The organism is Pseudomonas sp. WS 5010 (assembly GCF_012985565.1).
Lineage (GTDB): Bacteria > Pseudomonadota > Gammaproteobacteria > Pseudomonadales > Pseudomonadaceae > Aquipseudomonas.
In genome coordinates, this window is sequence record NZ_JAAQWQ010000003.1 from 534151 (window position 1) to 559915 (window position 25765).

The following is a 25765-nucleotide window of genomic DNA, read 5'->3' on the forward strand; positions in this document are numbered from 1 at the left end:
CGAGACGAAGAGAAGGGCTACGGCTGGCGCGGGTCAAATGTAGGAGCGGGCTTGCCCGCTCCTACAGGGGATCTCAGGACTGGTACTGGCTGAGCAACCGCTCCATGCGCGCATCCATCCGGCGCTTGATCTCGGTTTCGATGTGCGGGGCAAAGTCGTCGATCACGTCCTGCATGATCAATTGCGCAGCGGCGCGCAGTTCGTTGTCCAGGTGCAGCAGCAAGGCGTCGGGGGCTTTTTCGGCGGCAGGTTGCGTGGGCGCCGCTTGTACGACGGGCGGCTCGACAGGCTCGGCTACGCCAGGCTTGGCGCCGACCTGGTCGAACAGCAGGGGGATCTGTACCTCTTCTGCGACAGTATCGGTCAGCAGCGGTGGTTGCAGGTTGTCATCACCCAGCAACTGGCGGATCGACTCAAGGTCGTCCAGCAGGTGGTCAGACGGTTTTAGCGGGTTTGAAGTGTCCATCATGTGCTCAGAGTCGCTGTAATCGGTGATCTTGCAGAGAATAGCCCTGTTCGCGGTAGAAACGGAAACTCTCCCGCGCGGCCTGACGAATAGCCGGATCTTCCACCACCACTTCCGCCACGCGGGCGAAACCCTTGGCGAACGCCGGCACTTTCAGGTCCAGGTTGACCAACAGGTCATGGTGATCACCACAACTGTCGCCCACACCCAGTACCACCAGGCTCTCAGGCTCCGATTCTGCGGGGCCGTGGGGCACGAAGCTCTCGCCCTTGAAGCGCCACAGGCGGGCATCGAGGTCGTCACGCTGGGCGCTGTCGCTGCAATGCAGGTAGATGCGATGGCCCATGCGCCAGGCTTTTTCCGTGAGCTTGCAGGCAAAGTCCAGGCGCGCCGACGGATCGGCGCTGGGCAATATATAGAAGTCGACTTGGGTCATTACATGTCCTGCAGCGGCCTGCATGCTTTACCTGTAGGAGCGAGCTTGCTCGCGAAAATCGTTAACGATGACGCGTTCATTCTGAATGAACGCGTTGTCCTCAGGTTTTTCGCGAGTAAGCTCGCTCCTACAGGGTCAAGCAGGGGCCGTGATGTTTAGGCCTTGGCGCGATCCAGCAGGTATTGGGTCAGCAGCGGCACCGGACGACCGGTAGCGCCCTTGTCTTTGCCACCGCTGGTCCAGGCGGTGCCGGCGATGTCCAGGTGGGCCCAGTTGAAGTTCTTGGCAAAGCGCGACAGGAAGCAGGCGGCGGTGATGGTGCCGGCCTTTGGTCCGCCGATGTTGGCGATGTCGGCGAACGGGCTGTCCAGTTGCTCCTGGTACTCATCGAACAACGGCAGTTGCCACGCACGGTCGTCGGCGGCCTTGCCGGCGCTGAGCAGTTGCTCGACCAGCTCGTCGCTGTTGCCCAACAGGCCCGAGGTATGGGAACCGAGGGCGACGATGCAGGCACCGGTCAGGGTCGCGATATCGATCACCGCCTGTGGCTTGAAGCGCTCGGCGTAGGTCAGGGCATCGCACAGCACCAGGCGACCTTCGGCGTCGGTGTTGAGGATTTCCACGGTCTGGCCGCTCATAGTGGTGACGATGTCACCTGGGCGCGCAGCCCCGCCGCTCGGCATGTTCTCGGCACAGGCCAGGATGCACACCAGGTTGATCGGCAGCTTGAGTTCGAGCACGGCACGCAGGGTGCCGAAGACACTGGCGGCGCCGCCCATGTCGTACTTCATCTCGTCCATGCCGGCGCCCGGCTTGAGGCTGATGCCGCCAGTGTCGAAGGTGATGCCTTTACCGACCAGGGCGAACGGCTTGTCGGCCTTCTTGCCGCCGTTGTATTGCATGACGATCAGGCGGGGTGGCTGGTCGCTGCCCTGGCCCACGGCATAGAACGAGCCCATGCCCAGTTCCTTGATCTTCTTCTCGTCGAGCACTTCGACTTTCAGGCCCTTGAACTCTTTACCCAAGGCCTTGGCCTGTTCGCCGAGGTAGGTCGGGTGGCAGATGTTGGGTGGCATATTGCCCAGGTCGCGGGTGAACGCCATGCCGGCGGCGATGGCCTGGGCGTGGGTAGTGGCGCGCTGTACTTCAGCCTGGGCGGCCTTGATGGTCAGCAGGGTGATTTTCTTCAGGGCGCGGGGTTCGGCTTTCTGGCTCTTGAACTGGTCGAAGGTGTAGCCGCCATCCAGCAGGGTTTCGGCCAGCAGGCGGGTCTTGCCATAGCTGTCGCGGCCCTTGACCACGATTTCGTCCAGCGCCAGTGCCGCATCGCTGCCGCCCAGGCCCTTGAGGGTGTTGAGGATGGCGCTGATGATCTTGCGGAACGGGCGGTCGCCCAGTTCGGCGTCCTTGCCCACGCCCACCAGCAATACGCGGTCGGCCTTGAGGTTGGGCAGGCTTTGCAGCAGCAGGCTTTGGCCGACCTTGCCGGCCAGGTCGCCACGCTTGAGCACGGCGCTGATGGCGCCACCGCTCAGTTCATCGACTTGTTTGGCGGCCGCGCCGAGCTTGCGGCCTTCGCCGATGGCGACCACGAGGGTGGCGGTCTTCAACGTTTCGGGGCTAACGCTTTTTACAACCAATTCCATGTTCGGGTCCCTTATATAAGGTCAAAGAGCCTGGAGTCTGTACTCCGGCCTGTAGGCTGGGCCGCCTGTAGGCGAGCCCGACAAGGCCCGCAGTTTGTACCGCGCCGCCCGAGCCTGACAACCCTTGACGCCAGCTTTGTGCACGGCTGTGAGCAAGCTCCGTGACAGGCGCCGACAATCACAGGATAATGCGCCATCTTTTTCGCCGGCCCGTGTCAACGGGGCGACTTGATATGCTTGCTTGTTTGGCCGCCTTAGCCTGACAACCCTGGAGTGTCTGGTTTGATTGTCTTCCGTTATCTGTCCCGCGAAGTCCTGCTGACCCTGAGTGCCGTGAGTGCGGTGTTGCTGGTCATCATCATGAGTGGTCGTTTCGTCAAATACCTGGCCCAGGCTGCCTCTGGGGCCCTGGATCCGGGTTCGCTGTTCCTGATCATGGGCTTTCGCCTGCCGGGGTTCCTGCAACTGATCCTGCCCCTGGGCCTGTTTCTCGGGATCCTGCTGGCCTATGGCCGGCTCTACCTCGAAAGCGAGATGACCGTGCTGTCGGCCACCGGCATGAGCCAGCAGCGCCTGCTGGCCATGACCATGGTCCCGGCCACTGGCGTGGCGCTGGTGGTGGCCTGGTTGAGCCTGAGCCTGGCCCCCCAGGGCGCCATGCAGTTCCAGCTGGTGCTCAACAAACAGGACGCGATGACCGAGTTCGACACCCTCGAGCCGGGCCGTTTCCAGGCGCTCAACGACGGCACCCGCGTGACCTACACCGAGCGCATGACCGACGATCGGGCCAACCTCGGCGGCGTGTTCATCTCCGAGAAGCGCCTGGGCCAGGACAAGAAAGACCGTGGCATTTCCGTACTGGTGGCCGATAGCGGGCGCCAGGAAGTGCGTCCGGACGGCAGCCGCTACCTGATCCTGGAGAACGGCTATCGCTACGACGGCAGCCCCGGCCAGGCCGACTACCGCGCCATCAAGTACGACACCTACGGGGTGATGCTGGCCCGGCCGGATGTGAGCAACGAGGTCACCGACCGCGACGCGATCCCGACCCCGGCCCTGATCGGCAGCAAGGAGTTGCGCTCGATTGCCGAACTGCAATGGCGTATTTCCCTGCCACTGCTGGTGTTTATCGTCACGCTGATGGCGGTGCCGCTGTCCCGGGTCAACCCGCGCCAGGGCCGCTTCCTCAAGCTGCTGCCGGCGATCCTGCTGTACATGGCCTACCTGACCATCCTGATTTCCGCCCGTGGCTCCCTGGAGAAGGGCAAGCTGTCGCCGACCCTGGGGCTGTGGTGGGTCCACGGCATCTTCCTGGTGATTGGCCTGGGCCTGCTGTATTGGGAACCGATTCGCTTGAAAATGCAGAGCCGTCGCGGCATGAAGGAGATGGCTCGTGGGTAAGTTGGATCGCTACATCGGTAGCAGCGTACTGGTCGCCATCCTGGCGGTATTGGGCATCATCCTCGGGTTGGCGTCGTTGTTTGCCTTCATTGATGAGGTGGGCAACGTCACCGATACCTACACGGTCACTGACGTGCTGAGCTACGTGGCGCTGACCGCACCGCGCCGCCTCTACGACATGATGCCAATGGCCGCGCTGATCGGCTGCCTGATCGGCCTGGGCAGCCTGGCCAGCAACAGCGAGCTGACCATCATGCGCGCGGCGGGGGTGTCCATCGCCCGTATCGTCTGGGCCGTGATGAAACCCATGCTGCTGTTGATGGCCGCCAGCGTGCTGATCGGCGAATACGTGGCGCCACCGGCGGAAACCACCGCCCAGGCCAACCGTGCGCTGGCCCAGGGCTCGGGCGACGCCCAGAGCTCCAAGCGAGGCCTGTGGCACCGCCAGGGTGATGAATTCATCCACATCAACGCGGTGCAACCCGGTGGCCTGCTGGTGGGTGTCACCCGCTATCGCTTTGATGAAGAGCGCCATATGCTGTCGTCGAGCTTTGCCAAACGGGCACAGTTCAATGACAACCAGTGGGTGTTGAGCGATGTCACCACCACTCATTTCCGCAACCCCGGCAAAGGCACCGAGGCCAGCACCGAGGTGATCAACGAGCCGACACAGGCCTGGGACATCGCGCTCAAGCCGGAACTGCTCAATACCGTGGTGATGATCCCGGAAAGCCTGCCGATCTCCGGTTTGTGGAGCTATATCCACTACCTCAAGGACCAGGGCCTGAACAACGGCCGCTACTGGCTGGCATTTTGGGTCAAGGTGTTGCAGCCGGTGGTGACCGCTGCGCTGGTGTTGATGGCGATTTCGTTTATTTTCGGCCCGTTGCGCTCGGTAACCCTGGGCCAGCGGGTATTTACCGGGGTCTTGGTAGGGTTCACCTTCCGCATTGCCCAGGACCTTCTGGGGCCGTCGAGCCTGGTATTCGGCTTCTCGCCGCTGTTTGCGGTGCTGGTGCCGACCGCCATCTGTGCCCTGGCCGGGTTCTGGCTGCTGCGCCGGGCCGGTTGATCCGTGCTTGTTGAACAAAAAATGCCCCATTCGCAAGAACGGGGCATTTTTGTTATTGGTCGCCAAAGATGACGTCTGGCCCGAGCATCAGGTACAATTCCCGGCTATTTTTCAGCGGGCAATCTGCCTGCAGCCTTTTTGAGTGTTGATCCGTGAGTGATTTGAGTCATATCCGCAATTTCTCCATCATCGCCCACATTGACCATGGTAAGTCGACGCTGGCCGATCGATTCATCCAGATGTGCGGCGGCCTTGCCGAGCGTGAAATGGAAGCCCAGGTCCTGGACTCCATGGACCTCGAACGCGAGCGCGGGATCACCATCAAGGCCCACAGCGTTACCCTGTACTACACCGCCAAAGACGGTATCAAGTACCAGCTGAACTTCATTGACACCCCGGGCCACGTCGACTTTACCTATGAAGTCAGCCGTTCCCTGGCGGCCTGTGAAGGCGCGTTGCTGGTAGTGGATGCGGGCCAGGGCGTAGAAGCCCAGTCCGTGGCCAACTGCTACACCGCCATCGAGCAGGGCCTGGAAGTCATGCCGGTGCTGAACAAGATCGACCTGCCACAGGCCGATCCGGACCGCGTGAAGGAAGAAATCGAAAAAATCATCGGCATTGACGCCACCGACGCCGTCGAGTGCAGCGCCAAGACTGGCCTGGGTGTCGACGAAGTGCTCGAGCGCCTGGTCAAGACCATTCCCGCGCCAACCGGCAACTACGAAGATCCGCTGCAAGCGTTGATCATCGACTCCTGGTTCGACAACTACCTGGGCGTTGTGTCCCTGGTACGCGTGCGCCATGGCCGGGTGAAGAAGGGCGACAAGATTCTGGTCAAGTCCACCGGCAAGATCCACCTGGTGGACAGCGTCGGTGTATTCAACCCCAAGCACACCGCTACCACTGATCTGAAAGCCGGTGAAGTAGGCTTCATCATTGCCGGTATCAAGGATATCCACGGTGCGCCGGTCGGTGACACCCTGACCTTGAGCTCGACGCCTGATGTCGACGTGCTGCCAGGTTTCAAGCGCATCCAGCCACAGGTTTATGCCGGTCTGTTCCCGGTCAGCTCCGACGACTTCGAGGATTTTCGCGAAGCCCTGCAAAAGCTGACCCTCAACGACTCGTCGTTGCAGTACACCCCGGAAAGCTCCGATGCCCTGGGCTTCGGCTTCCGCTGCGGGTTCCTGGGCATGCTGCACATGGAGATCATCCAGGAGCGCCTGGAGCGCGAGTACGACCTGGACCTGATCACCACCGCGCCAACCGTTATTTTTGAGCTGGCGCTGAAAACCGGTGAAACGATTTACGTCGACAACCCGTCCAAGTTGCCGGATCTGTCGTCCATCGAAGACATGCGCGAACCGATCGTGCGCGCCAATATTCTCGTGCCGCAGGAACACCTGGGCAACGTCATTACCCTGTGTATCGAAAAGCGTGGCGTGCAGCACGACATGCTGTTCCTCGGTACCCAGGTCCAAGTGACCTACGATTTGCCGATGAACGAAGTGGTCCTGGACTTCTTTGACCGTCTCAAATCCACCAGTCGCGGCTATGCTTCGCTGGATTACCATTTCGACCGTTATCAATCGGCCAATCTGGTGAAGCTCGATGTATTGATCAACGGTGACAAGGTTGATGCCCTGGCGCTCATCGTCCACAAGGACAATGCGCACTACAAAGGTCGCCAACTGACCGAGAAGATGAAAGAACTGATTCCGCGCCAGATGTTCGACGTCGCGATCCAGGCCGCCATTGGCGGGCAGATCATTGCGCGGACTTCCGTCAAGGCACTCAGAAAGAACGTACTGGCCAAATGCTATGGCGGCGACGTGAGCCGTAAGCGCAAGCTGCTCGAGAAGCAAAAGGCCGGTAAAAAACGCATGAAGCAAGTGGGCAACGTGGAAATTCCACAAGAAGCCTTCCTTGCGGTGCTCAGGTTGGATAGTTAGGTCCTATGTCACTAAATTTCCCGCTGTTGCTGGTCATCGCCGTTGCCGTCTGTGGTCTCCTGGCGCTGCTCGATCTGCTGTTCTTCGCCCCGCGTCGTCGGGCGGCCATCGCGTCCTATCAGGGCAGCGTCAGCCAGCCCGATGGCGTAGTGATCGAGAAGCTGAACAAAGAGCCTTTGCTGGTTGAATACGGCAAGTCGTTCTTCCCGGTGTTGTTCATCGTGCTGGTGCTGCGCTCGTTTCTGGTAGAGCCGTTCCAGATTCCTTCGGGCTCGATGAAACCAACCCTGGATGTGGGCGACTTCATCCTGGTGAACAAGTTTTCCTACGGGATCCGCTTGCCGGTGATCGACAAGAAAATCATCGAGGTGGGTGATCCGCAGCGCGGCGATGTGATGGTGTTCCGCTACCCAAGCGACCCGAACGTCAACTACATCAAGCGTGTGGTCGGCCTGCCGGGTGACGTGATCCGCTACACCAGCGACAAGCGCCTGTTCGTCAATGGCGAATCGGTGGCCGAGAAACTCATCGGTTCCGAGCCGAACACCCTGGGCAGCGCCGAGCTGTACGAGGAAAAACTCGGGGCGGTAGAGCACCAGATCCGCAAGGAAATGAGCCGCTACCGTTCGCCGCCCGACAACCAGTGGACCGTGCCTGCCGGGCACTACTTCATGATGGGCGACAACCGCGACAACTCCAATGACAGCCGCTACTGGGATGATCCAAGCATTCCCAAGGAGCTGCTGGGCATGGTTCCCGACCAGAATATCGTCGGCAAGGCCTTCGCGGTCTGGATGAGCTGGCCCGAACCCAAGCTCAGCCACCTGCCGAACTTCTCGCGGGTGGGACTGATCAAGTAATCCATGCGGCGCTGTGAACACAGCGCCGAATGCTTTTCTGGGGCTTGGACATTGGTCCGGCCTCGAGCAACACACAGCATTGCCAGGATTTGAATTTGAACACAGCGTTAATCGTCGATGGCCTTTGCCGCCACGTACTGAAAGTAGGTAAACCGTGAGCGTTTCTTTGAGTCGTCTTGAGCGTCAGCTCGGCTACACCTTCAAGGACCAGGAATTGATGGTCCTTGCCCTCACACACCGCAGTTTTGCCGGGCGCAACAACGAACGCCTGGAATTCCTCGGTGATGCCATTCTCAACTTCGCCGCTGGCGAAGCCCTGTTCAACCGCTTCCCCCTGGCCCGTGAAGGCCAGTTGTCGCGCCTGCGCGCGCGCCTGGTGAAAGGCGAGACCCTGGCCGTCCTGGCCCGTGGTTTTGACTTGGGCGAATACCTGCGCCTGGGTTCCGGCGAGTTGAAAAGCGGCGGTTTCCGCCGTGAGTCGATCCTGGCCGATGCCCTGGAAGCCCTGATCGGCGCGATCTATCTCGATGCCGGGATGGAAGTGGCCAAGGAACGGGTCATGGCCTGGCTGGCGTCGGAAATCGACAGCCTGACCCTGGTGGATACCAACAAGGATCCCAAGACCCGCCTGCAGGAATTTTTGCAGTCGCGCGGCTGCGAACTGCCACGCTACGAAGTGGTGGATATCCAGGGTGAGCCGCATTGCCGTGTGTTCTTCGTCGAATGCGAAGTCACCTTATTGAACGAAAAAAGCCGAGGTCAGGGTGTGAGCCGTCGTATTGCCGAACAGGTAGCGGCCGCTGCAGCACTGATTGCCCTGGGCGTGGAGAATGGCCATGACTGATTCAACCGCAACACGCTGTGGCTATGTTGCCATCGTCGGCCGTCCCAACGTGGGCAAGTCCACGCTGCTCAACCATATCCTGGGGCAGAAGCTGGCGATCACCTCGCGCAAGCCGCAGACCACCCGCCACAACATGCTGGGCATCAAGACCGAAGGCAACGTGCAAGCGGTCTATGTCGACACCCCGGGCATGCACAAAGGCGGCGAGAAAGCCCTGAATCGCTACATGAACAAGACCGCTTCGGCGGCGTTGAAAGACGTCGACGTGGTGATCTTCGTGGTTGACCGCACCAAATGGACCGATGAGGACCAGATGGTGCTGGAGCGTGTGCAGTATGTCACCGGCCCGTTGATCGTCGCGCTGAACAAGACCGACCGTATCGAAGACAAAGCCGAGTTGATGCCGCACCTGAGCTGGTTGCAGGAACAACTGCCGAACGCCCAGATCATGCCGATCTCGGCCCAGCACGGGCACAACCTCGAAGCCCTGGAGCGGGTGATCGCCGGCTACCTGCCGGAGAACGAGCACTTCTTCCCGGAAGACCAGATCACCGACCGCAGCAGCCGTTTCCTCGCCGCTGAACTGGTACGCGAGAAAATCATGCGCCAGATGGGTGCCGAGCTGCCGTACCAGATCACCGTGGAAATCGAAGAGTTCAAGCAGCAGGGCAAGACCCTGCATATCCACGCGCTGATCCTCGTCGAACGTGACGGCCAGAAAAAAATCATCATTGGCGACAAGGGCGAGCGCATCAAGCGCATCGGCACCGAAGCGCGCAAGGACATGGAATTGCTGTTCGATTCCAAGATCATGCTTAACCTGTGGGTGAAGGTTAAGGGCGGCTGGTCTGATGATGAGCGCGCACTGCGCTCCCTGGGCTACGGCGACCTGTAATCAGTCACCAGTTACATCGCAGGACAAAATGTGGGAGCTGTCTTGTGTGGGAGCTGGCTTGCCTGCGATAGCATCGCCTCGGTCTACGTGACACATCGAGGCGTCTGCATCGCAGGCAAGCCAGCTCCCACACAAGACAGCTCCCACATTGGTTTATCGCTGTTCTTATAGTTCTGCGAAGAGACATTCATGTCCCAATCCCCACCCCCCAGCCAACCCGCCTACGTCCTGCACAGCCGCGCCTACCGCGAGACCAGCGCCCTGGTGGACTTCCTCACGCCCCAAGGCCGGCTACGCGCGGTACTGCGCAGCGCGCGGGGCAAGGCGGGCACGTTGGCGCGGCCATTCGTGGCCCTGGAGGTCGAATTTCGCGGCAAGGGTGAGCTGAAAAACGTCGGCCGCCTGGAAAGCATCGGCACTTCGGCCTGGCTCAATGGCGAGGCGCTGTTCAGTGGCCTGTACCTCAACGAACTGCTGATCCGCCTGCTGCCCGCCGAAGACCCACACCCAGCGGTGTTCGATCACTACGCCGCCACCTTGCTGGCCCTGGCTGAAGGCCGTCCCCTGGAGCCGCTGTTGCGTGCTTTCGAGTGGCGCCTGCTCGACGACCTGGGCTACGGTTTTGAACTGAGCAACGACCTGCACGGCGAGCCAATCGCCAGCGACGGCATGTACCGCCTGCAAGTGGACGCCGGGCTGGAGCGCGTCTATCTGCTGCAACCGGGCCTGTTCCAGGGCACCGAACTGCTGGCCATGAGCGAGGCTGACTGGACAGCGCCTGGCGCCCTGTCTGCCGCCAAGCGCCTGATGCGCCAGGCCCTGGCCGTGCATCTGGGCGGTCGGCCATTGGTCAGTCGCGAGTTGTTTCGAAAGCCCTGACATCCCCGTGTATGCTGTGCACCGATTCTTTCCCTTTTCAGGAGCGCTTCCGTGACCACCAGCAATCGCATTCTTCTTGGCGTCAACATCGACCACGTCGCCACCCTGCGCCAGGCCCGGGGCACTCGCTACCCTGATCCGGTGAAGGCTGCGCTGGATGCCGAAGAAGCAGGCGCCGACGGTATCACCGTGCACCTGCGCGAAGACCGCCGGCACATCCAGGAGCGCGACGTACTGGTGCTCAAGGACGTGCTGCAAACCCGCATGAACTTCGAAATGGGCATCACCGAAGAAATGATGGCCTTCGCCGAGCGCATCCGCCCGGCACATATCTGCCTGGTCCCGGAAACCCGCCAGGAACTGACCACCGAAGGCGGCCTGGATGTGGCCGGACAGGAAGCGCGGATCAAGGCTGCGGTCGAGCGCCTGGCGCAGATCGGCAGTGAAGTCTCGCTGTTCATCGATGCCGACGAACGGCAGATCGAAGCCTCGCGCCGTGTGGGCGCTCCGGCCATTGAGTTGCACACCGGGCGCTACGCCGATGCCACAACCCCGACCGAAGTCGCCGACGAACTGCAACGCATCATCGATGGCGTGGCCTGCGGCCTGCGTGAGGGCCTGGTCGTCAACGCCGGCCATGGCTTGCACTACCACAACGTCGAAGCCGTGGCGGCGATCAAGGGCATCAATGAACTGAACATCGGCCACGCCCTGGTCGCCCATGCGCTGTTCGTCGGCTTCAAGGGCGCGGTCGCTGAGATGAAAGCGCTGATCCTGGCCGCCGCCAAGCCCTAACCAACGCTGAAGATCCAACGTGGGACGGGCTTGTGTAGGAGCGGGCTTGCCCGCGATAAGGGAGTTTCAGTCGATACCTCTATTGACTGACACAGCGCTATCGCGGGCAAGCCCGCTCCTACACAAGCCCTTTCCCACATGCGGCAATGCGAAGCCTTACTGTTTAGCCGGCAGGGGTGTATCGTATTTGCCCTTTGCGGGCCCTGGGCCCGCGCAGATCCGTGAGGTTGTTGTGTCCCGATCCTTTTCCCGTCGACAAATCCTTGGTGGCCTCGCCGGCCTGGCAGTGGTGGGTGTCGGTGCCGGTGGCGCCTATCGCTACTGGCTGGGGAAAGTCGCGGACGCCAGCGCCGGGCGTGATTACGAGTTGATTGCCGCACCGTTGGACGTGGAACTGGTGCCGGGACACAAGACCCAAGCCTGGGCTTTCGGCCCCTCGGCGCCGGGCACCGAGTTGCGTGTACGCCAGGGCGAATGGCTGCGGGTGCGCTTTATCAACCACCTGCCCGTTGCCACCACCATCCACTGGCACGGCATCCGCCTGCCCCTGGAAATGGACGGCGTGCCGTACGTCTCACAATTGCCGGTACTGCCTGGCGAGTATTTCGACTACCAGTTCCGCGTGCCCGACGCCGGCAGCTACTGGTATCACCCCCATGTCAGCAGCAGCGAAGAACTGGGCCGTGGCCTGGTCGGCCCATTGATTGTCGAGGAGCGCGAGCCCACCGGCTTCCAGCACGAACGCACCCTGAGCCTGAAAAACTGGCATATCGACGAGCAGGGTGAATTTGTCGAGTTCAGCATCCCCCGCGAAGCAGCCCGTGGCGGTACGGCCGGGCGCCTGTCGACCATCAACGGTGTGCCGCAGGCGGTCATCGACCTGCCTGCCGGGCAAATCACCCGGGTGCGCTTGCTCAACCTCGACAACACCCTGACCTATCGCCTGAACATTCCCAACGCCCAGGCGCAGATCTACGCGCTGGACGGCAACCCCATCGAGCCACGGCCTTTGGGCAAGGAATACTGGCTAGGCCCGGGCATGCGCATTTGCCTGGCAATCAAGGCTCCGCCGGCCGGCGAAGAGCTGTCGATCCGCAATGGCCCGGTGCGTCTGGGTACCTTCCGCTCGGTGGCTAATACTGATGCGCCGGGCGAGTGGCCGCCCGCGTTGCCGGCCAACCCGATTGCCGAGCCGGACCTGGCCAATGCCGAGAAACTCAACTTCAATTTCGAATGGGTCGGCTCGGTCTCGGTCAACGTCGAAAACAGGCCGCCGAGCCTGTGGCAGATCAACGGCCAGGCCTGGGATATCACCGACAAGACCTGCGCCGACCGGCCGATTGCCAAGCTCGAGTTGGGCAAGAGCTACATCTTTGAATTGAAAAACATGACCCAGTACCAGCACCCGATCCACCTGCATGGCATGAGCTTCAAGGTCATCGCCTCGAACCGCCATAAAGTGACGCCGTACTTCACCGACACCTACCTGTTGGGCAAGAACGAGCGCGCCCGCGTGGCGTTGGTGGCGGATAACCCCGGGGTGTGGATGTTCCATTGCCATGTGATCGACCACATGGAAACCGGCCTGATGGCCGCCATCGAGGTGGCGTGATGCGCCAGATTCGCCCCACGGCGATCATCGACCGCAGCCGTGACCAGGACTTCATGCGTGAAGCCCTGGCTCTTGCCGCCCAGGGCGCGGCCCTGGGTGAAGTACCGGTAGGCGCGGTGCTGGTGCAGGACGGCGAAATCATCGGGCGCGGCTTCAACTGCCCGATCAGCGGCAGCGACCCCAGCGCCCATGCCGAGATGGTCGCCATCCGCGCGGCGGCCCAGGCCGTCAGCAACTACCGCCTGCCGGGCAGCACGCTGTACGTGACCCTTGAGCCGTGCAGCATGTGCGCCGGGCTGATCGTCCACTCGCGCATCGCCCGGGTGGTGTACGGCGCGCTGGAGCCCAAGGCCGGGATTGTGCAGAGCCAGGGGCAGTTCTTCAGCCAGGGCTTTCTCAATCACCGGGTGTTGTATGAAGGTGGGGTACTGGCCGAGGAGTGTGGGACGGTGTTGAGTGAGTTCTTCAAGGCCAGAAGGGCCAAGCCCAGCACCTGATCTCAATGTGAAAACCCAATCACTGTGGGAGCTGGCTTGCCTGCGATAGCGGTCTGCCAGTTGCCAAATGTGTAGCTGACCCACCGCTATCGCAGGCAAGCCAGCTCCCACATTTTTGATCTTCATGTTTTCTGGGAGAGTGGGGGTTACTTCTTGGCGATAATCACCGCGCGCATCGGCGCCGGCAGCCCTTCAATCGTCTTGCTGTGATCCTCAGGGTCGAGGAAGTCACTCAAGGACTGATACTTCATCCACTCTGTCCCACGCTGTTCCTCGACCGTGGTCACGCTCACATCCACGCAACGCACTTCGCTGAACCCGGCACGCCGCAGCCAGAGCATCAACGCCGGCACCGAAGGCAGGAACCACACATTACGCATCTGTGCGTAACGGTCTTCTGGCACCAGTACCTGTTGTTGATCACCCTCGATCACCAACGTCTCCAGCACCAGTTCGCCTCCCTTGACCAGGCAATCCTTGAGCGCCAGCAAATGCTCGATCGGCGAGCGGCGGTGGTAGAACACGCCCATGGAGAACACTGTGTCGAAACCTTCCATGTTCGGCGGCAGGTCCTCGAACGGGAACGGCAGGTGCCAGGCGTTGGGGGCCGACAGGTAGCGCTGCACCGCCTGGAACTGGCAGAAGAACAGCCAGTTGGGATCCACGCCAATCACACTGTCGGCGCCGGCGCCGAGCATGCGCCACATGTAATAACCGTTGCCACAGCCCACATCGAGGATGCGCTTGCCTTTGAGGTTCAGGTGCGGCGCGACCCGCGACCATTTCCAGTCCGAGCGCCATTCGGTGTCCACATGCACCCCGAACAGGTTGAACGGCCCCTTGCGCCACGGGCTCAGGCCCATCAGCGCGGCATGCATCTGCTCACGGGTTGCGTCATCGCAATCGGTGTCCAGGGTCAGGCCGTTCAGCAGGTCGATTTTGCTTGGCTGGATCTTGGGCAAGGCGTCCAGCGCACTTTGCCAGCGGGCCAGGTCGCCATGGCCCTTTTCCATCTTTGCATCGAGTTGTGCTTGCAGGCCCTGGGCCCATACGGCCAGGGGAGTGCCGACCAGATGGCGGGCGAGGGGAGACAGATCAATCATGGCAAGGCAATCAACGAGGCAAAGTTAAGACACTGGAACCACGGCACGACTTTCGAGAACCCGGCCGCCAGCAGGCGTTCACGGTGTTCCTCGAGGCTGTCGGGCTTCATGACGTTTTCGATGGCGCTGCGCTTCTGGGCGATTTCCAGTTCGCTGTAGCCGTTGGCGCGCTTGAACGCCACGTGCAGATCGGTGAGCAATGCATGTTCTTCGGGATCATTGAAACGCAGTTTTTCCGAGAGAATCAGCGCGCCACCGGGCAGCAGCGCCTGGCGAATCCGCCCAAGCAGCGCCAGGCGCTCCTCGGGGGCGATAAATTGCAGGGTGAAATTCAGCGCCACCACCGAGGCCGGCTGGAACTGCAGGGCGAGGATATCGCCTTCGATTACCTCCACCGGCAGCAGCTCCTGGAACATCGAGTCCTGGCCGTTGAGGTATTCGCGGCAGCGCTCGACCATCGCCGCCGAGTTATCCACAGCGATCACCCGGCAGCCGTCGGTGCGCACATGGCGCCGCAGGGCCTGGGTCACCGCGCCCAGGGACGAACCCAGGTCATACAGCACACTGCCCGGCTGGGCGAACTGCGCTGCCAGTACGCCGAGGTTCTCGACAATGGTCGGGTAACCGGGCACCGAACGCTTGATCATGTCCGGGAACACCCGCACCACGTCCTCGTTAAAGGCGAAGTCCGGCACCTGGGGCAAGGGCTGGGCGAATAGGCGATCGGGTTCTTTGCTCACGGCTGTTCCGGCGACGAAGTGGAAAAGGCCGGCATTTTAGCCAGGTTGGCGAGGCGATGCGCGGGTTGTCTGATGGAAAGCCGATGCGGTGATGCCCCATTGCCCCAACCAGTAGGTGATGATCAACAGATACGGCGCGGCATCGAAGGTCACCACAAAGCGGTTGATGCCGATCAGCGTGTCGGAAAACACAAACAACGCCGCGCCGATGGCCGCCAGCTGTGCCGAGCGCTTGGGCACGTCGCTGCCCAGGCGAGCCAGCGCACGCCAGAGCATGGCGCTGATCACCAACGCGTACACCACCACCGGAATCAGCAAATCGCCCAGGCCGTGGGAAATCAGGATGCTCAACAAAATTGCCCCAACCCCCAGCGCCAGGGCCAGTGGCAACAGGGCCGGGCGGCGGCAGTCGCTGAAGTAGGCCTTGAGGTACGCCAGGTGCGCGAACAAAAACGCGCCCAGGCCGAAGATAAACAGGTCGCCGGGCCAGGCCAGCAACACATCGCCCACTACGGAGAAAATCAACCCCAGGCTGATCCAGCGTCGATAGTCGCTGGGCGGCGCGTCATGCAGCCAGCCCAGCATCGCCAGCACCGGTAGCGGCTTGACCAACAGGCAAAGCAAGGTGGCATGCGTGCTCAGACCGTAGATAAAGGTACCGGCACCCATCAACGCAAGAATCATCCATGGCATATCAGTTCACCGTAATGGCGCAGTCAAAGGTGTCCACCGGATTCACTTCCGGGGCCCAGGGTTGTTGGGAGGTCAGGCGCAGGCGGCCGCTACCTGGGGTAAAGGCCTGGAAGCGCCAGGTGGATTGCCCGGCGGCACCCACCACGCCGGCGTCCTCGGGGTTGCTGTAGACCTCGGGGCCGAGGCTGCGCAGCACGCCGCCGGCCGAATCCTGGATCGCCCAGCGATAACCGGTGGTGGGGTTGCTCGGCAAGGTCAGGGTCAGGTTTTGCCCGGCCTTGAGCTTGAGCGGGCAGGCGCTCTGTTTTTCGACGGTGACGTTTTGCTTCGGTGCACTGGCGCAAGCCCCGAGCAGGGCGAGGCTTAGTGCAAGAAGCAGGCGGGCAGCGGTCATGAAGGCTCCGTTTATTGGCGACGAAGGGCGAGCATAACCGAAGATGAGACAAGGTGTTACAGCAGGGGGTTGATGTTGGCCGTGCTGGCCCTATCGCGGGCAAGCCCGCTCCTACAGAGTACGCATTCCAACTGTAGGAGCGTGCTTGCCCGCGATGAGGCCAGTGCAGGCGCTACAGAACTATCAGAACAACACCTTCGCCACATCCGCAAACCGCTTGGCAAAGTGCACCGTCATGCCTTCCTTGAGGTACTCCGGCAACTCTTCAAAGCTGCCGCGGTTGGGCTCCGGCAGGATCAGTTCATGGATCTTCTGGCGCCGCGCCGCAATTACCTTCTCGCGCACGCCGCCAATCGGCAGTACATGCCCAGTCAGCGTCAGTTCGCCGGTCATGGCCACGCCTTTTTTCGGCGGCTGGTTGCGTGCCAGCGAGAGCAACGCACTGGCCATGGTCACCCCGGCACTTGGGCCGTCCTTGGGCGTCGCACCTTCCGGCACGTGCAGGTGCACGAAGGCTTCGTCGAAGAACTTCGGGTCACCGCCAAACGACTTCAGGTTGGAGCTGATGTAGCTGTAGGCGATTTCGGCGGATTCCTTCATCACTTCACCCAACTGCCCGGTGAGCTTGAAGCCGCGATTGAGCGTGTGGATGCGCGTCGCCTCGATCGGCAAGGTGGCGCCACCCATGCTGGTCCAGGCCAGGCCGGTGATGACACCCGTGCCCGACAGTACCTGCTCGTTACGGAACACCGGCATGCCCAGGGAGCTTTCCAGGTCCTTGTTGCCGATCTTGATCACCGAGTCCGGCTCATCCAGCAGCTTGACCACCGCCTTGCGTACCAGCTTGCCCAGTTGCTTCTCCAACTGGCGCACCCCGGCTTCGCGGGCATAGCCGTCGATCAACGCGCGCAGGGCGCCGTCGGTGATGCTCAGGCTGGTTTTTGCCACACCGGCTTTTTCCAGCTGCTTGGGCCACAGGTGACGCTTGGCGATGGCGACTTTTTCTTCGGTGATGTAGCCCGACAGGCGAATCACTTCCATGCGGTCCAGCAACGGGCCGGGGATCGAGTCCAGGGTGTTGGCGGTGCACACGAACAGCACTTTGGACAGGTCCAGGCGCAGGTCCAGGTAGTGGTCGAGGAATTCGACGTTCTGTTCCGGGTCGAGGGTTTCCAGCAGGGCCGACGCCGGGTCGCCCTGGTAGCTCTGGCCCATCTTGTCGATCTCGTCGAGCATGATCACCGGGTTCATCACTTCTACATCTTTGAGCGCCTGCACCAGCTTGCCCGGCAGGGCGCCGATGTAGGTGCGGCGATGGCCCTTGATCTCGGCCTCGTCGCGCATGCCGCCGACGCTGAAGCGGTAGAACGGCCGCCCCAGGGACTCGGCAATCGATTTGCCGACGCTGGTCTTGCCCACGCCCGGCGGGCCCACCAGCAGCACGATGGAGCCGGCGACTTCGCCTTTATAGGCGCCCACGGCAAGGAACTCGAGGATGCGACTCTTGATGTCGTCCAGCCCCGCATGGTGTTTATCCAGGACTTTGCGTGCGTGCTTGAGGTCGAGCTTGTCCTCCCCATACACGCCCCACGGCACCGAAGTGGCCCAGTCCAGGTAATTGCGCGTCACCGCGTACTCCGGCGACCCGGTCTCGAGGATCGACAGCTTGTTCAGCTCTTCATCAATGCGCTTCTGCGCCTGGGCCGGCAGCACCTTGCCTTCCAGGCGTTGCTCGAACTGCTCGACGTCGGCACTGCGGTCGTCCTTGGTCAACCCCAGCTCCTGCTGGATCACCTTGAGCTGTTCCTTGAGGAAGAACTCGCGCTGGTGCTCGCCGATCTTGCGGTTCACCTCGGCGGAGATTTCCTTTTGCAGGCGCGCAACTTCCACCTCTTTGCGCAGCATCGGCAAGACTTTTTCCATGCGCTTGAGCATCGGCACGCAGTCCAGCACTTCCTGCAACTCGTTGCCGGTGGCCGAGGTCAGTGCGGCGGCGAAGTCGGTCAGGGGCGACGGGTCGTTGGGGCTGAAGCGGTTGAGGTAGTTCTTCAGCTCTTCGCTGTACAGCGGGTTGAGCGGCAGCAGTTCCTTGATCGCATTGATCAGCGCCATGCCGTAGGCCTTGACCTCATCGGTCGGCTCGCTGGGCTGGTGCGGGTATTCGACTTCCACCAGGTACGGTGGGCGGTGATGCTTGAGCCAGGTCTTGATGCGCACGCGGGTCAGGCCCTGGGCAACGAACTGCAGCTTGCCGTTTTCGCGGCTGGCGTGATGCACCTTGACCAGGGTGCCGTACAGCGGCAGGGCGGAGGTATCGAAATGCCGTGGGTCTTCGGGTGGCGTGTCCATGAAGAACAGCGCAAGGGAGTGATGGTCGGATTTGCTCACCAGCTCCAGGGTCTCGGCCCAGGGTTCTTCATTGACGATCACCGGCAACACTTGCGCCGGGAAGAACGGGCGGTTGTGGATCGGGATGATATAGACCTTGTCCGGCAGGTTTTGCCCAGGCAGGGCCAGGCCGGTGTTGGACGACGGGGTTTGTGCGTTTTCGGGATCGGCGTAGTCGTTGAGGTCGATATCGGGGAATTCTTGCTGGTCGCTCATGGGGCACCTGCATAGTGAAGTATGGAGGTTAGATGGGGCAGGTGAGCGGTGGTTTCAATGGCGGCGGGTGGTTAGCAACAAATTGCATGATATTTCGACGTCAGCGCGGTGCCGCTGCGGGAACGGGTAAGTCACCGCGCACCGGCACTCTCTTGCGCAAAAAAACACGGCGATTTGAGGCCTGCCTGCGGGGTTTAGACGGTGATCTGTCGTCAAAATAATGTCAGCCAGGCGCCCGCATTTATTAGGTTTACTTCTGCCCGGCTGCGGCTAATCTGGGTTTTCCAAATGCCCCTAGAGAACGGGCATTTATTTGACACCGGGTCTGCAGTCGCGAGGGATGCGTATGACAAAAGGACGCTTGAGCTGGGGCGCGGGCACGCTGCCAGGAGGCAAGCGAATGAAGTGGCGCCACGCCTTCCAGACGCGGCTGGTCGGGGTGTTGGGGTTATTGCTGCTAGTGGTGGTGGGCGCGGTGTACTTCGCCGTGAAGGTTGCCACCACCCGCGCCGTGGAAAACCAGGCCCAGGTGCAACTGGAGACCGGCAGCCGGGTGTTCGAGCGCCTGCTGGACCTGCGCGGACGGCGCCTGCAATACGGCCTGGACTGGCTGACGGTGGACGAGCAATTTCGCCGCGCGGTCGCCGAGGGCCAGCCGGCACCGATCCTCGCAGCCCTGCGCCGGCATGGCAGCGGGATCCGTTCCAGCGAGGTGTTTGTGCTGGGGCTCGATGGCCAGGTCATCGTCAGCACTCTGGCCGGCGTGCCGGCGCAGCAAGCCTTCCCCTATGCCGATGCACTGCGCCATGCCCGGCGCAACTCCCTGCAAATGTTGATCGTCGCCCTGGCCGGCCAGCCGTTTTTGCTGGTGCAGGAAGAGGTGCTGGACCCGCTGCCCATTGCGCGGGTGGTCATGGGCTTTTCCATGGATGAGGTGTTTGCCGCCGAATTGCGCTCCCTGAGCAATCTGGAGGTGTCGTTCATGAGCATGGACCAGGGGCAGCCGGGCACCCTGTTCAGCACCCAGCCCTCGGCCGACCGCCCGGCCATCGTCCAGGCGCTGCAGGAATCGAGTACCGCCGAGCTGGCGCAGATGAGCGAATTGCACGGCCAGCGTTTTCTCAGCCAGGTCGTGCCCCTGGCCAACACCGGTGATGGCGGGCAAGTCATGGCCTTACTGCAAAGCCCGCTGGACCATGCCTTGCAATCCTTTGCGCCGCTGGACCGGCAGTTTCTCGGCATCGCCCTGGCAGCCCTGTTGGTCTCGCTGGTGGGCGCGCTGTTGATGGCGCGCCGCGTGTCCCGCCCGCTCGATGCCCTGGTGCAGGCGGCCGAGCGTATTGGCGGCGGGGATTACCGCACCCCGGTGGCGGTGCGCGGCAAAGATGAGTTCGGCCTGCTGGCCCGGGCCTTCAACGCGATGCAAAGCGGCATTGCCGTACGCGAGCGGCAGTTGGCGCACAACGCCCTGCACGATGCGCTGACCGGCCTGCCCAACCGCGCCCTGGCCATGGAACGCCTGGGCAGTGCGATCAGTGCGCGGCGGCCGGTGGTGGTGCTGTACCTGGGGATTGAAAACTACCGGGTGATCAACGAAGGCTTTGGCCCCCAGGGCGTCGAGGAAATGCTGCGTGAGGCCAGCCGCTGCCTGCTGTCGAGCCTGGCGGCGGGGGATTCGGCGGCGCGCATTACCGGCAGCGAATTCCTCGTATTGCTGGAAAACACCAAGCTCGACAGCGCCGTGGCCCGCGCCGACCGCCTGTACAGCCTGTTGACCGAGCCGCAGCGGGTCGGTGGCGACGAACTGCGCCACGAAGTGAGCATGGGTATTGCCGCCTACCCCGAGGATGGCCAGCAGGTCGAAGAGCTGATCAGCCGCGCCGCCATTGCCCGTCACGACGCGGCCGCGCTGCCTGGCTATTTACAGATTTATCAACAGGACCGCGACCTCGCCCATCAACGCCAGATCAGCCTGATCCGCGACCTGCGCCGCGCCGCCATCGAAGACGAACTGTTCCTGTGTTATCAACCCAAGCTCGACCTGCGCCACGGCTATGTGCGCCAGGCCGAGGCGCTGTTGCGTTGGCAGCACCCGACCCTGGGCCTGGTGTCCCCCGCCGAATTCATCCCCCTGGCCGAACGCTCCGGCAGCATGGCCAGCCTGACGCACTGGGTGATCGAAGAGGCGATCCGCCAGTTGGCAGAGTGGAGCGTGCGTGGGCTGGAAGTGCAGCTGTCGCTGAATATTTCGGTGGACGACCTGGGCGATGAAGGGCTGGCACCACGGGTCACCGAGCTGCTGGAACTGCACGGGGTGCTGGCCGGGCAGTTGATTTTCGAGATCACCGAAAGCGCGATCATGCACAACCCGGAACAGGCGTTGCGCATTCTCGAGCAATTGCGCGGCTGTGGCATCAGCCTGTCGGTGGACGACTTCGGTACCGGCTACTCGTCCCTGGCCCAATTGCAGCGCTTGCCGGTGCAGGAACTGAAGATCGACCAGTCGTTCGTGCGCAACCTCGACAGCACCAGCGGCGACGCGGTGATCGTGCGTTCGACCATCGAGATGAGCCACAACCTGGGGCTCAAGGTGGTGGCCGAAGGGGTGGAGTTCGAACCCAGCCTGAGGCTGCTCAAACAATGGAATTGCGACACCGCCCAGGGCTACCTGATCAGCCGGCCATTGAATGCCATGGCCTTTGAGATGTGGATGCGCCGCGATCGCAGCACGGTGTGACGGGCCCGGCGCGGTCAACATGTGGGAGAGGGCTTGTGTGGGAGCTGGCTTGCCTGCGATAGCGGTGGGTCAGTGCAACATATGCCAACTGATCCAGCGCTATCGCAGGCAAGCCAGCTCCCACATTTGAACGGTATTTCAAATAAAAAACCCCGGAATCCCGGGGTTTTTTGTTGCAGCTGTCGCTTAATCCGCCAGCTTGAACGCCATCACATAGTCACCCTGCTTGGTCCCCAGGGAACCATGACCGCCCGCCACGACCAGCACGTATTGCTTGCCGTCCTTGCCGGTGTAGGTCATCGGGGTGGTTTGCGCGCCCGCAGGCAGGCGGCCTTCCCACAGTTGCTTGCCGTTTTTCACATCATAGGCACGCAGGTACTGGTCGAGGGTACCGCTGAGGAAGGACACGCCACCGGCCGTGGTGAAGGTCCCGCCCAGGCTTGGCACGCCCATGCTCAGGGGGATGGGCACTGGCGAGCTGTCACGCACGGTGCCGTTCTTGTGCATCCAGATGGTCTTGTTGTTGGTCAAGTCCACAGCGGCCACATAACCCCAGGCCGGCGCCTGGCACGGCAGGCCCATGGGCGAGAGCATCGCTTCCAGGACCACGCCATAAGGGGTGCCTTTGTTCGGCTGCACGCCTTCGGTCTCGCTGACACGCGGGCCCATGGCGGCGATTTTTTCCGCCGGGATCATGGTCGACTTGAACGCCATGTAGCTTGGGTTGACGAACGCGATCTGGCGTACCGGGTCAACCGAGATGCCGCCCCAGTCGAACACGCCGAAGTTGCCTGGGTAGACGATCGAGCCTTGCAGCGATGGCGGGGTGAACGGGCCGTCGTAGCGCAGGGACTTGAAGTCGATCCGGCACAGCAGTTGGTCGAACGGGGTCACGCCCCACATGTCACGTTCCTTGAGGGGCGGTGGCATGAAGTTGAGGTCGGACTTGGGCTGGGTTGGCGAGGTGTGATCGCCCGCGACCGCGCCTTGCGGTACCGGGATTTCGTTGATCGGCACCACCGGCTCGCCCGTTGCGCGGTCGAGCACGTAGATGCTGCCTTGCTTGGTCGAGGCCATCACGGCTTGCTTCACGCCGGCGGCGGTCTTGATGTCGATCAGGCTTGGCTGGCCGCCCACGTCCATGTCCCACAGGTCATGGTGAGTGAACTGGAAATGCCAGCGCACTTTACCGCTGTCGATATCCAGGGCAGTCAGGCCGGCAGCATGCAGCTCGGAAGCCGGGGTACGGTAGCCACCGAACTGGTCCGGGGTCTGGTTGCCCATCGGCAGGTAGAGCATGCCGAGTTTTTCATCGACCGCGAACATCGACCACATGTTGGGCGAGTTGCGGGTGTAGGTCTTGCCTTCGGCAATCGGCGTGGTGTCGTCCGGGTTGCCGCTGTCCCAGTTCCACACCAGCTTGCCGGTGTGCACGTCGAACGCGCGGATCACGCCGCTCGGCTCGTCGGTGGAGACGTTATCGGTGACGTGACCGCCAATCACCACCAGGTTCTTGGTGACGGCTGGCGGCGAGGTGGAGTAGTAGCCACCGGGGGCGAACGTGCCGATGTTGGCGCCCAGGTCGACCTGGCCTTTGTCGCCGAAGTCTTCACACATCTTGCCGGTGTCGGCGTTCAGGGCGATCAGGCGGGTGTCGGCAGTCGGCAGGAAGATGCGGCGCGGGCAGGCATTGGCGGCTGGCGCAGCGGCGCCGGTGGCCGGGCTTTGCTCGGTGGCGGCATAGGCTGCGTCATCGTGATACGACACGCCACGGCAGGTCATGTGTGCCCAACCCTTGAAGTTCGCGGCTTTTTGCGTCGAGAGCTTGGGGTCGAAACGCCAGATTTCCTTGCCGGTATCCGGGTCAAGGGCAATCACCTGGCTGTGCGGGGTGCACACGTAGAGCATGCCGTTGACTTTCAGCGGGGTGTTTTCCGCAGTGGTTTCGCCGGGGTCGCCCGGGCCAGGCAGGTCGCCGGTGCGATAAGTCCAGGCCGGTACCAGCTTGTGGGCATTTTGCGGGGTGATCTGCGCCAGCGGCGAGTAACGGTCACCGAAGGCCGAGCGGCCATAGGAATTCCAGTCGCCATCGGCCTGGGCCGGCGCGGCATTGGTCATGCCCGGTACCGCGTCGCGGTCCAGTTGGCCCTTGATTTCACCGGGGTTGGTGAACTGGCTGGCGATGGCGGTTGCGCCGGCCAGCACCACGGCCACGCTCAGCGCGCCGGTGCCCAGCGGGGCGGGTTGGCCACGCAGCAGGGGACGGCGCAACCACGGCAGCAGCATGACGATGCCCAAGGCGAACAGCAGGGCCAGGCGCGGCACCAGTTGCCACCAGTCCAGGCCGACTTCCCACAGGGCCCACACCGTACTGGCGAACAGCACCACCGCGTACAGGCCCAGCGCCGCGCGGCGCGTGGCCAGCAGCAGGAGGCCGGTCAGGGTGATGCCGATACCGGCCAGCAGGTAGTACAGCGACCCGCCGAGCATGCTCAGCTTGATGCCCCCGGCCAACAAGGCCAGGCCCATGATCAGCAGCAAGATCCCCAGCAACCTGGGCAGCAGGCGGCTTGGACTTGAAGCACCATCAGTGCTCATAGTGTGATTCTCCGTGACGTTTAAGGTAGTCCCGCGCTTGTTCACTGTAGATGACGTTTGCGCACAGGCTTGGTTCAGGGCTAATTGCGTTTATTGCGATTCAGAAGGACGCTTGCAGCTTGATCCCGCCGACCAGCGCGTCATCCACCTGGGCGACGGCCCCCGGATGACGGATGTATTGCAGGTTCGGGCGCACGGTCAGCCAGTTGCTGACGTGCACGCCGTAATAGAGCTCGGCGCTGTATTCGGTGTCTTGCACCGGCAGGTACGCGCCGTCGTCAAAATCGTAGAGCGCACGGGCCTGGTTGCGGGCCTGGGCGTTCTTGCGATAGGCCGGGTTGACGTGCACGCGGGCCACGGCAAAGCCGATATCGTCGCGGGCGCGGGCATCGAAGGGGCCTTTGTAGACCACACCTGCCTGCACATAGTTATCCACAGCGTTGGTTTTCTTATCGTGCATCGTCGCGTTGGCGAACACGCTCAAGCCACGGGAGTGGTCACTGGCCAGGCTGGTGACTTGCTGCTGCACACCCAGCCACACGCCATGCTTGCTGGAGGCGCTGCGATAGGCCTCGCCACTGACGGCGGCGGGTTGGTCGTGGCGGTCCTTGTACACATCGCTGGCCTTGGCGCTGCTGTAGTAGTAGCCGGCGCGGTATTCGCCCGGCAGGTCGTGGAACGTTGGCGTCCACACCAGCTCCACCGGTAATAGGGCGCCCTGGGTGCCGCTGCCGCTGAGCTTGAAGCCATTGCCGCGATCGAGGTTGGACGGGTTCTGCTCAAAGGCGCCGATTTGCGCGTACAGCTCGGGCGTCAGGTGGTATTTGACCCGCAGCGCCCATTGGCTCACCGGCCAGTTGTACCAGATGCCACCGACCCAATTGCCCACCTGGGAGCCGCAGAACGCCAGGTTCTGGAAGTCGCAGGGGAAGCTGTTGAAGTCTTCGCCTTCGCCAAAACGCCCAGCTTTGATATCCAGTTTTTGGTCGAAGAATTTCTGCTGGTACCACATCTGCGTCAGGCGCCAGGTCTGGCCACGGCCCCAGACTTCCTGGGACGAGGTAAAGCCGCCGACCCGCGGGTCGTTGATGCGGTCGTTGCTGATGTTATTGCCACTGCGCTCGGTGATCGTCAGTTGGAACTCGGCGTCGTGCCAGCCGAGGATCTTCTGCAGATCCAGGTGACTGCCGAAGGCCCACTGGTCGCTATAGCGAGCGGTGCGGTCATGGTCCGAGCCGCCGTGCAGGTTGCTGCCCATCTCGCCTGTGTAGTCGATCTTGAAGTCGTAGCCTTGCTCAGACAGCGCTGTCCGGGAGCCGCCAAGATCACCCAGCATCCACGGGGACTCATGGTCAAAGGCAGGGACGGCCTGGGCGCAGTCGATCAGGCACAAAGGCAGCAGCGCAGCGCACAGGCGCAGTGTTGGGAAAGCAGGCATAGGCAAGGGCAGGTCTTAATAGTTTTTGGTTTTAGTACGCAAACGGCGGCCGGGGGATGGACGCTCGTCAGGTCTGGCTGAATGATGAAACGTTTCAGTTTGT

General features: G+C 62.2%; 21 protein-coding genes. 11 read left to right on the forward strand and 10 right to left on the reverse strand.

Features of this window, described 5'->3' with window-relative positions:
- Positions 1 to 73: 73 nt before the first annotated feature.
- From HBO11_RS11350 to HBO11_RS11360, 3 genes are all read right to left on the reverse strand, one after another.
- A complete protein-coding gene (locus HBO11_RS11350) occupies positions 74 to 466 on the reverse strand; it encodes a DNA polymerase III subunit chi (protein ID WP_169954507.1) in 393 nt (130 codons plus the stop codon).
- A 7-nt stretch (positions 467 to 473) separates the two neighbouring features.
- Positions 474 to 902 (reverse strand): DNA polymerase III subunit chi, encoded by a 429-nt coding sequence (locus HBO11_RS11355; protein ID WP_169954506.1) that lies wholly within the window; start codon positions 900 to 902, stop codon positions 474 to 476.
- A 155-nt stretch (positions 903 to 1057) separates the two neighbouring features.
- Entirely contained in the window at positions 1058 to 2548 is a 1491-nt protein-coding gene (locus HBO11_RS11360) for a leucyl aminopeptidase (RefSeq protein ID WP_169954505.1), read from the reverse strand.
- A gap of 282 nt (positions 2549 to 2830) precedes the next feature.
- Here HBO11_RS11360 and lptF point away from each other — a divergent pair, with 282 nt between their 5' ends.
- From lptF to tadA, 10 genes are all read left to right on the forward strand, one after another.
- On the forward strand, positions 2831 to 3949 hold the full coding sequence (lptF, locus tag HBO11_RS11365; protein ID WP_169954504.1) for an LPS export ABC transporter permease LptF: 1119 nt from the start codon (positions 2831 to 2833) through the stop codon (positions 3947 to 3949).
- Positions 3942 to 5021 (forward strand): LPS export ABC transporter permease LptG, encoded by a 1080-nt coding sequence (lptG, locus tag HBO11_RS11370; protein ID WP_169954503.1) that lies wholly within the window; start codon positions 3942 to 3944, stop codon positions 5019 to 5021. The genes lptF and lptG overlap by 8 nt, the downstream gene beginning before the upstream one ends.
- Before the next feature lie 152 nt (positions 5022 to 5173).
- Positions 5174 to 6973 carry a translation elongation factor 4 gene (gene lepA, locus HBO11_RS11375; RefSeq protein WP_003210439.1) on the forward strand — a complete coding sequence of 600 codons (1800 nt, stop codon included), beginning with the start codon at positions 5174 to 5176 and terminating at the stop codon, positions 6971 to 6973.
- A 5-nt stretch (positions 6974 to 6978) separates the two neighbouring features.
- Positions 6979 to 7833, forward strand: a complete 855-nt coding sequence (gene lepB / locus HBO11_RS11380) for a signal peptidase I (protein ID WP_032859965.1) — start codon at positions 6979 to 6981, stop codon at positions 7831 to 7833.
- Positions 7834 to 7987: 154 nt separating this feature from the next.
- Complete coding sequence (gene rnc, locus HBO11_RS11385) at positions 7988 to 8677, forward strand: ribonuclease III (RefSeq protein WP_029297476.1); 690 nt, start codon at positions 7988 to 7990, stop codon at positions 8675 to 8677.
- Complete coding sequence (gene era / locus HBO11_RS11390) at positions 8670 to 9572, forward strand: GTPase Era (protein ID WP_029297473.1); 903 nt, start codon at positions 8670 to 8672, stop codon at positions 9570 to 9572. The genes rnc and era overlap by 8 nt, the downstream gene beginning before the upstream one ends.
- A gap of 189 nt (positions 9573 to 9761) precedes the next feature.
- On the forward strand, positions 9762 to 10451 hold the full coding sequence (gene recO, locus HBO11_RS11395) for a DNA repair protein RecO (protein ID WP_169954502.1): 690 nt from the start codon (positions 9762 to 9764) through the stop codon (positions 10449 to 10451).
- Between the two features lie 51 nt (positions 10452 to 10502).
- Complete coding sequence (pdxJ, locus tag HBO11_RS11400) at positions 10503 to 11246, forward strand: pyridoxine 5'-phosphate synthase (RefSeq protein WP_169954501.1); 744 nt, start codon at positions 10503 to 10505, stop codon at positions 11244 to 11246.
- 232 nt (positions 11247 to 11478) lie between these two features.
- Positions 11479 to 12858 carry a multicopper oxidase family protein gene (locus tag HBO11_RS11405; RefSeq protein ID WP_169954500.1) on the forward strand — a complete coding sequence of 460 codons (1380 nt, stop codon included), beginning with the start codon at positions 11479 to 11481 and terminating at the stop codon, positions 12856 to 12858.
- On the forward strand, positions 12858 to 13355 hold the full coding sequence (gene tadA / locus HBO11_RS11410; RefSeq protein WP_169954499.1) for a tRNA adenosine(34) deaminase TadA: 498 nt from the start codon (positions 12858 to 12860) through the stop codon (positions 13353 to 13355). Before HBO11_RS11405 ends, tadA begins: the two co-directional genes overlap by 1 nt.
- 146 nt (positions 13356 to 13501) lie before the next feature.
- Here the strand turns inward: tadA and cmoB are convergent, their stop codons facing one another.
- From cmoB to lon, 5 genes are all read right to left on the reverse strand, one after another.
- Entirely contained in the window at positions 13502 to 14458 is a 957-nt protein-coding gene (gene cmoB, locus HBO11_RS11415) for a tRNA 5-methoxyuridine(34)/uridine 5-oxyacetic acid(34) synthase CmoB (RefSeq protein WP_169954498.1), read from the reverse strand.
- Positions 14455 to 15198: a carboxy-S-adenosyl-L-methionine synthase CmoA gene (gene cmoA, locus HBO11_RS11420; protein WP_169954497.1), complete on the reverse strand. Its 744-nt coding sequence runs from the start codon at positions 15196 to 15198 to the stop codon at positions 14455 to 14457. The genes cmoB and cmoA overlap by 4 nt, the downstream gene beginning before the upstream one ends.
- A gap of 36 nt (positions 15199 to 15234) precedes the next feature.
- Positions 15235 to 15891 carry a lysoplasmalogenase gene (locus HBO11_RS11425; protein ID WP_169954496.1) on the reverse strand — a complete coding sequence of 219 codons (657 nt, stop codon included), beginning with the start codon at positions 15889 to 15891 and terminating at the stop codon, positions 15235 to 15237.
- 1 nt (position 15892) lies between these two features.
- Entirely contained in the window at positions 15893 to 16285 is a 393-nt protein-coding gene (locus HBO11_RS11430; RefSeq protein WP_169954495.1) for a protease inhibitor I42 family protein, read from the reverse strand.
- A gap of 183 nt (positions 16286 to 16468) precedes the next feature.
- Positions 16469 to 18889, reverse strand: a complete 2421-nt coding sequence (gene lon / locus HBO11_RS11435) for an endopeptidase La (RefSeq protein WP_262376934.1) — start codon at positions 18887 to 18889, stop codon at positions 16469 to 16471.
- 400 nt (positions 18890 to 19289) lie between these two features.
- Between lon and HBO11_RS11440 the strand changes: the two genes are divergently transcribed.
- Entirely contained in the window at positions 19290 to 21626 is a 2337-nt protein-coding gene (locus HBO11_RS11440; protein ID WP_169954494.1) for a bifunctional diguanylate cyclase/phosphodiesterase, read from the forward strand.
- Between the two features lie 186 nt (positions 21627 to 21812).
- On the opposite strand, the gene HBO11_RS11445 is transcribed toward HBO11_RS11440, so the two are convergent.
- Both HBO11_RS11445 and HBO11_RS11450 read right to left on the reverse strand, forming a co-directional pair.
- On the reverse strand, positions 21813 to 24224 hold the full coding sequence (locus tag HBO11_RS11445) for a glucose/quinate/shikimate family membrane-bound PQQ-dependent dehydrogenase (protein WP_169954493.1): 2412 nt from the start codon (positions 24222 to 24224) through the stop codon (positions 21813 to 21815).
- Positions 24225 to 24324: 100 nt separating this feature from the next.
- Complete coding sequence (locus tag HBO11_RS11450; protein WP_169954567.1) at positions 24325 to 25662, reverse strand: carbohydrate porin; 1338 nt, start codon at positions 25660 to 25662, stop codon at positions 24325 to 24327.
- Positions 25663 to 25765 lie beyond the last annotated feature (103 nt).

Bases quoted from the DNA above. Each gene is read 5' to 3' on its own strand.
- HBO11_RS11350 (WP_169954507.1), bottom strand. From the start codon at position 466: ATGGACACTTCAAACCCGCTAAAACCGTCTGACCACCTGCTGGACGAC.
- HBO11_RS11355 (WP_169954506.1), bottom strand. From the start codon at position 902: ATGACCCAAGTCGACTTCTATATATTGCCCAGCGCCGATCCGTCGGCG.
- HBO11_RS11360 (WP_169954505.1), bottom strand. From the start codon at position 2,548: ATGGAATTGGTTGTAAAAAGCGTTAGCCCCGAAACGTTGAAGACCGCC.
- lepB (WP_032859965.1), top strand. From the start codon at position 6,979: ATGTCACTAAATTTCCCGCTGTTGCTGGTCATCGCCGTTGCCGTCTGT.
- era (WP_029297473.1), top strand. From the start codon at position 8,670: ATGACTGATTCAACCGCAACACGCTGTGGCTATGTTGCCATCGTCGGC.
- recO (WP_169954502.1), top strand. From the start codon at position 9,762: ATGTCCCAATCCCCACCCCCCAGCCAACCCGCCTACGTCCTGCACAGC.
- tadA (WP_169954499.1), top strand. From the start codon at position 12,858: ATGCGCCAGATTCGCCCCACGGCGATCATCGACCGCAGCCGTGACCAG.
- cmoB (WP_169954498.1), bottom strand. From the start codon at position 14,458: ATGATTGATCTGTCTCCCCTCGCCCGCCATCTGGTCGGCACTCCCCTG.
- HBO11_RS11425 (WP_169954496.1), bottom strand. From the start codon at position 15,891: ATGCCATGGATGATTCTTGCGTTGATGGGTGCCGGTACCTTTATCTAC.
- HBO11_RS11430 (WP_169954495.1), bottom strand. From the start codon at position 16,285: ATGACCGCTGCCCGCCTGCTTCTTGCACTAAGCCTCGCCCTGCTCGGG.
- lon (WP_262376934.1), bottom strand. From the start codon at position 18,889: ATGAGCGACCAGCAAGAATTCCCCGATATCGACCTCAACGACTACGCC.
- HBO11_RS11440 (WP_169954494.1), top strand. From the start codon at position 19,290: ATGAAGTGGCGCCACGCCTTCCAGACGCGGCTGGTCGGGGTGTTGGGG.
- HBO11_RS11445 (WP_169954493.1), bottom strand. From the start codon at position 24,224: ATGAGCACTGATGGTGCTTCAAGTCCAAGCCGCCTGCTGCCCAGGTTG.
- HBO11_RS11450 (WP_169954567.1), bottom strand. From the start codon at position 25,662: ATGCCTGCTTTCCCAACACTGCGCCTGTGCGCTGCGCTGCTGCCTTTG.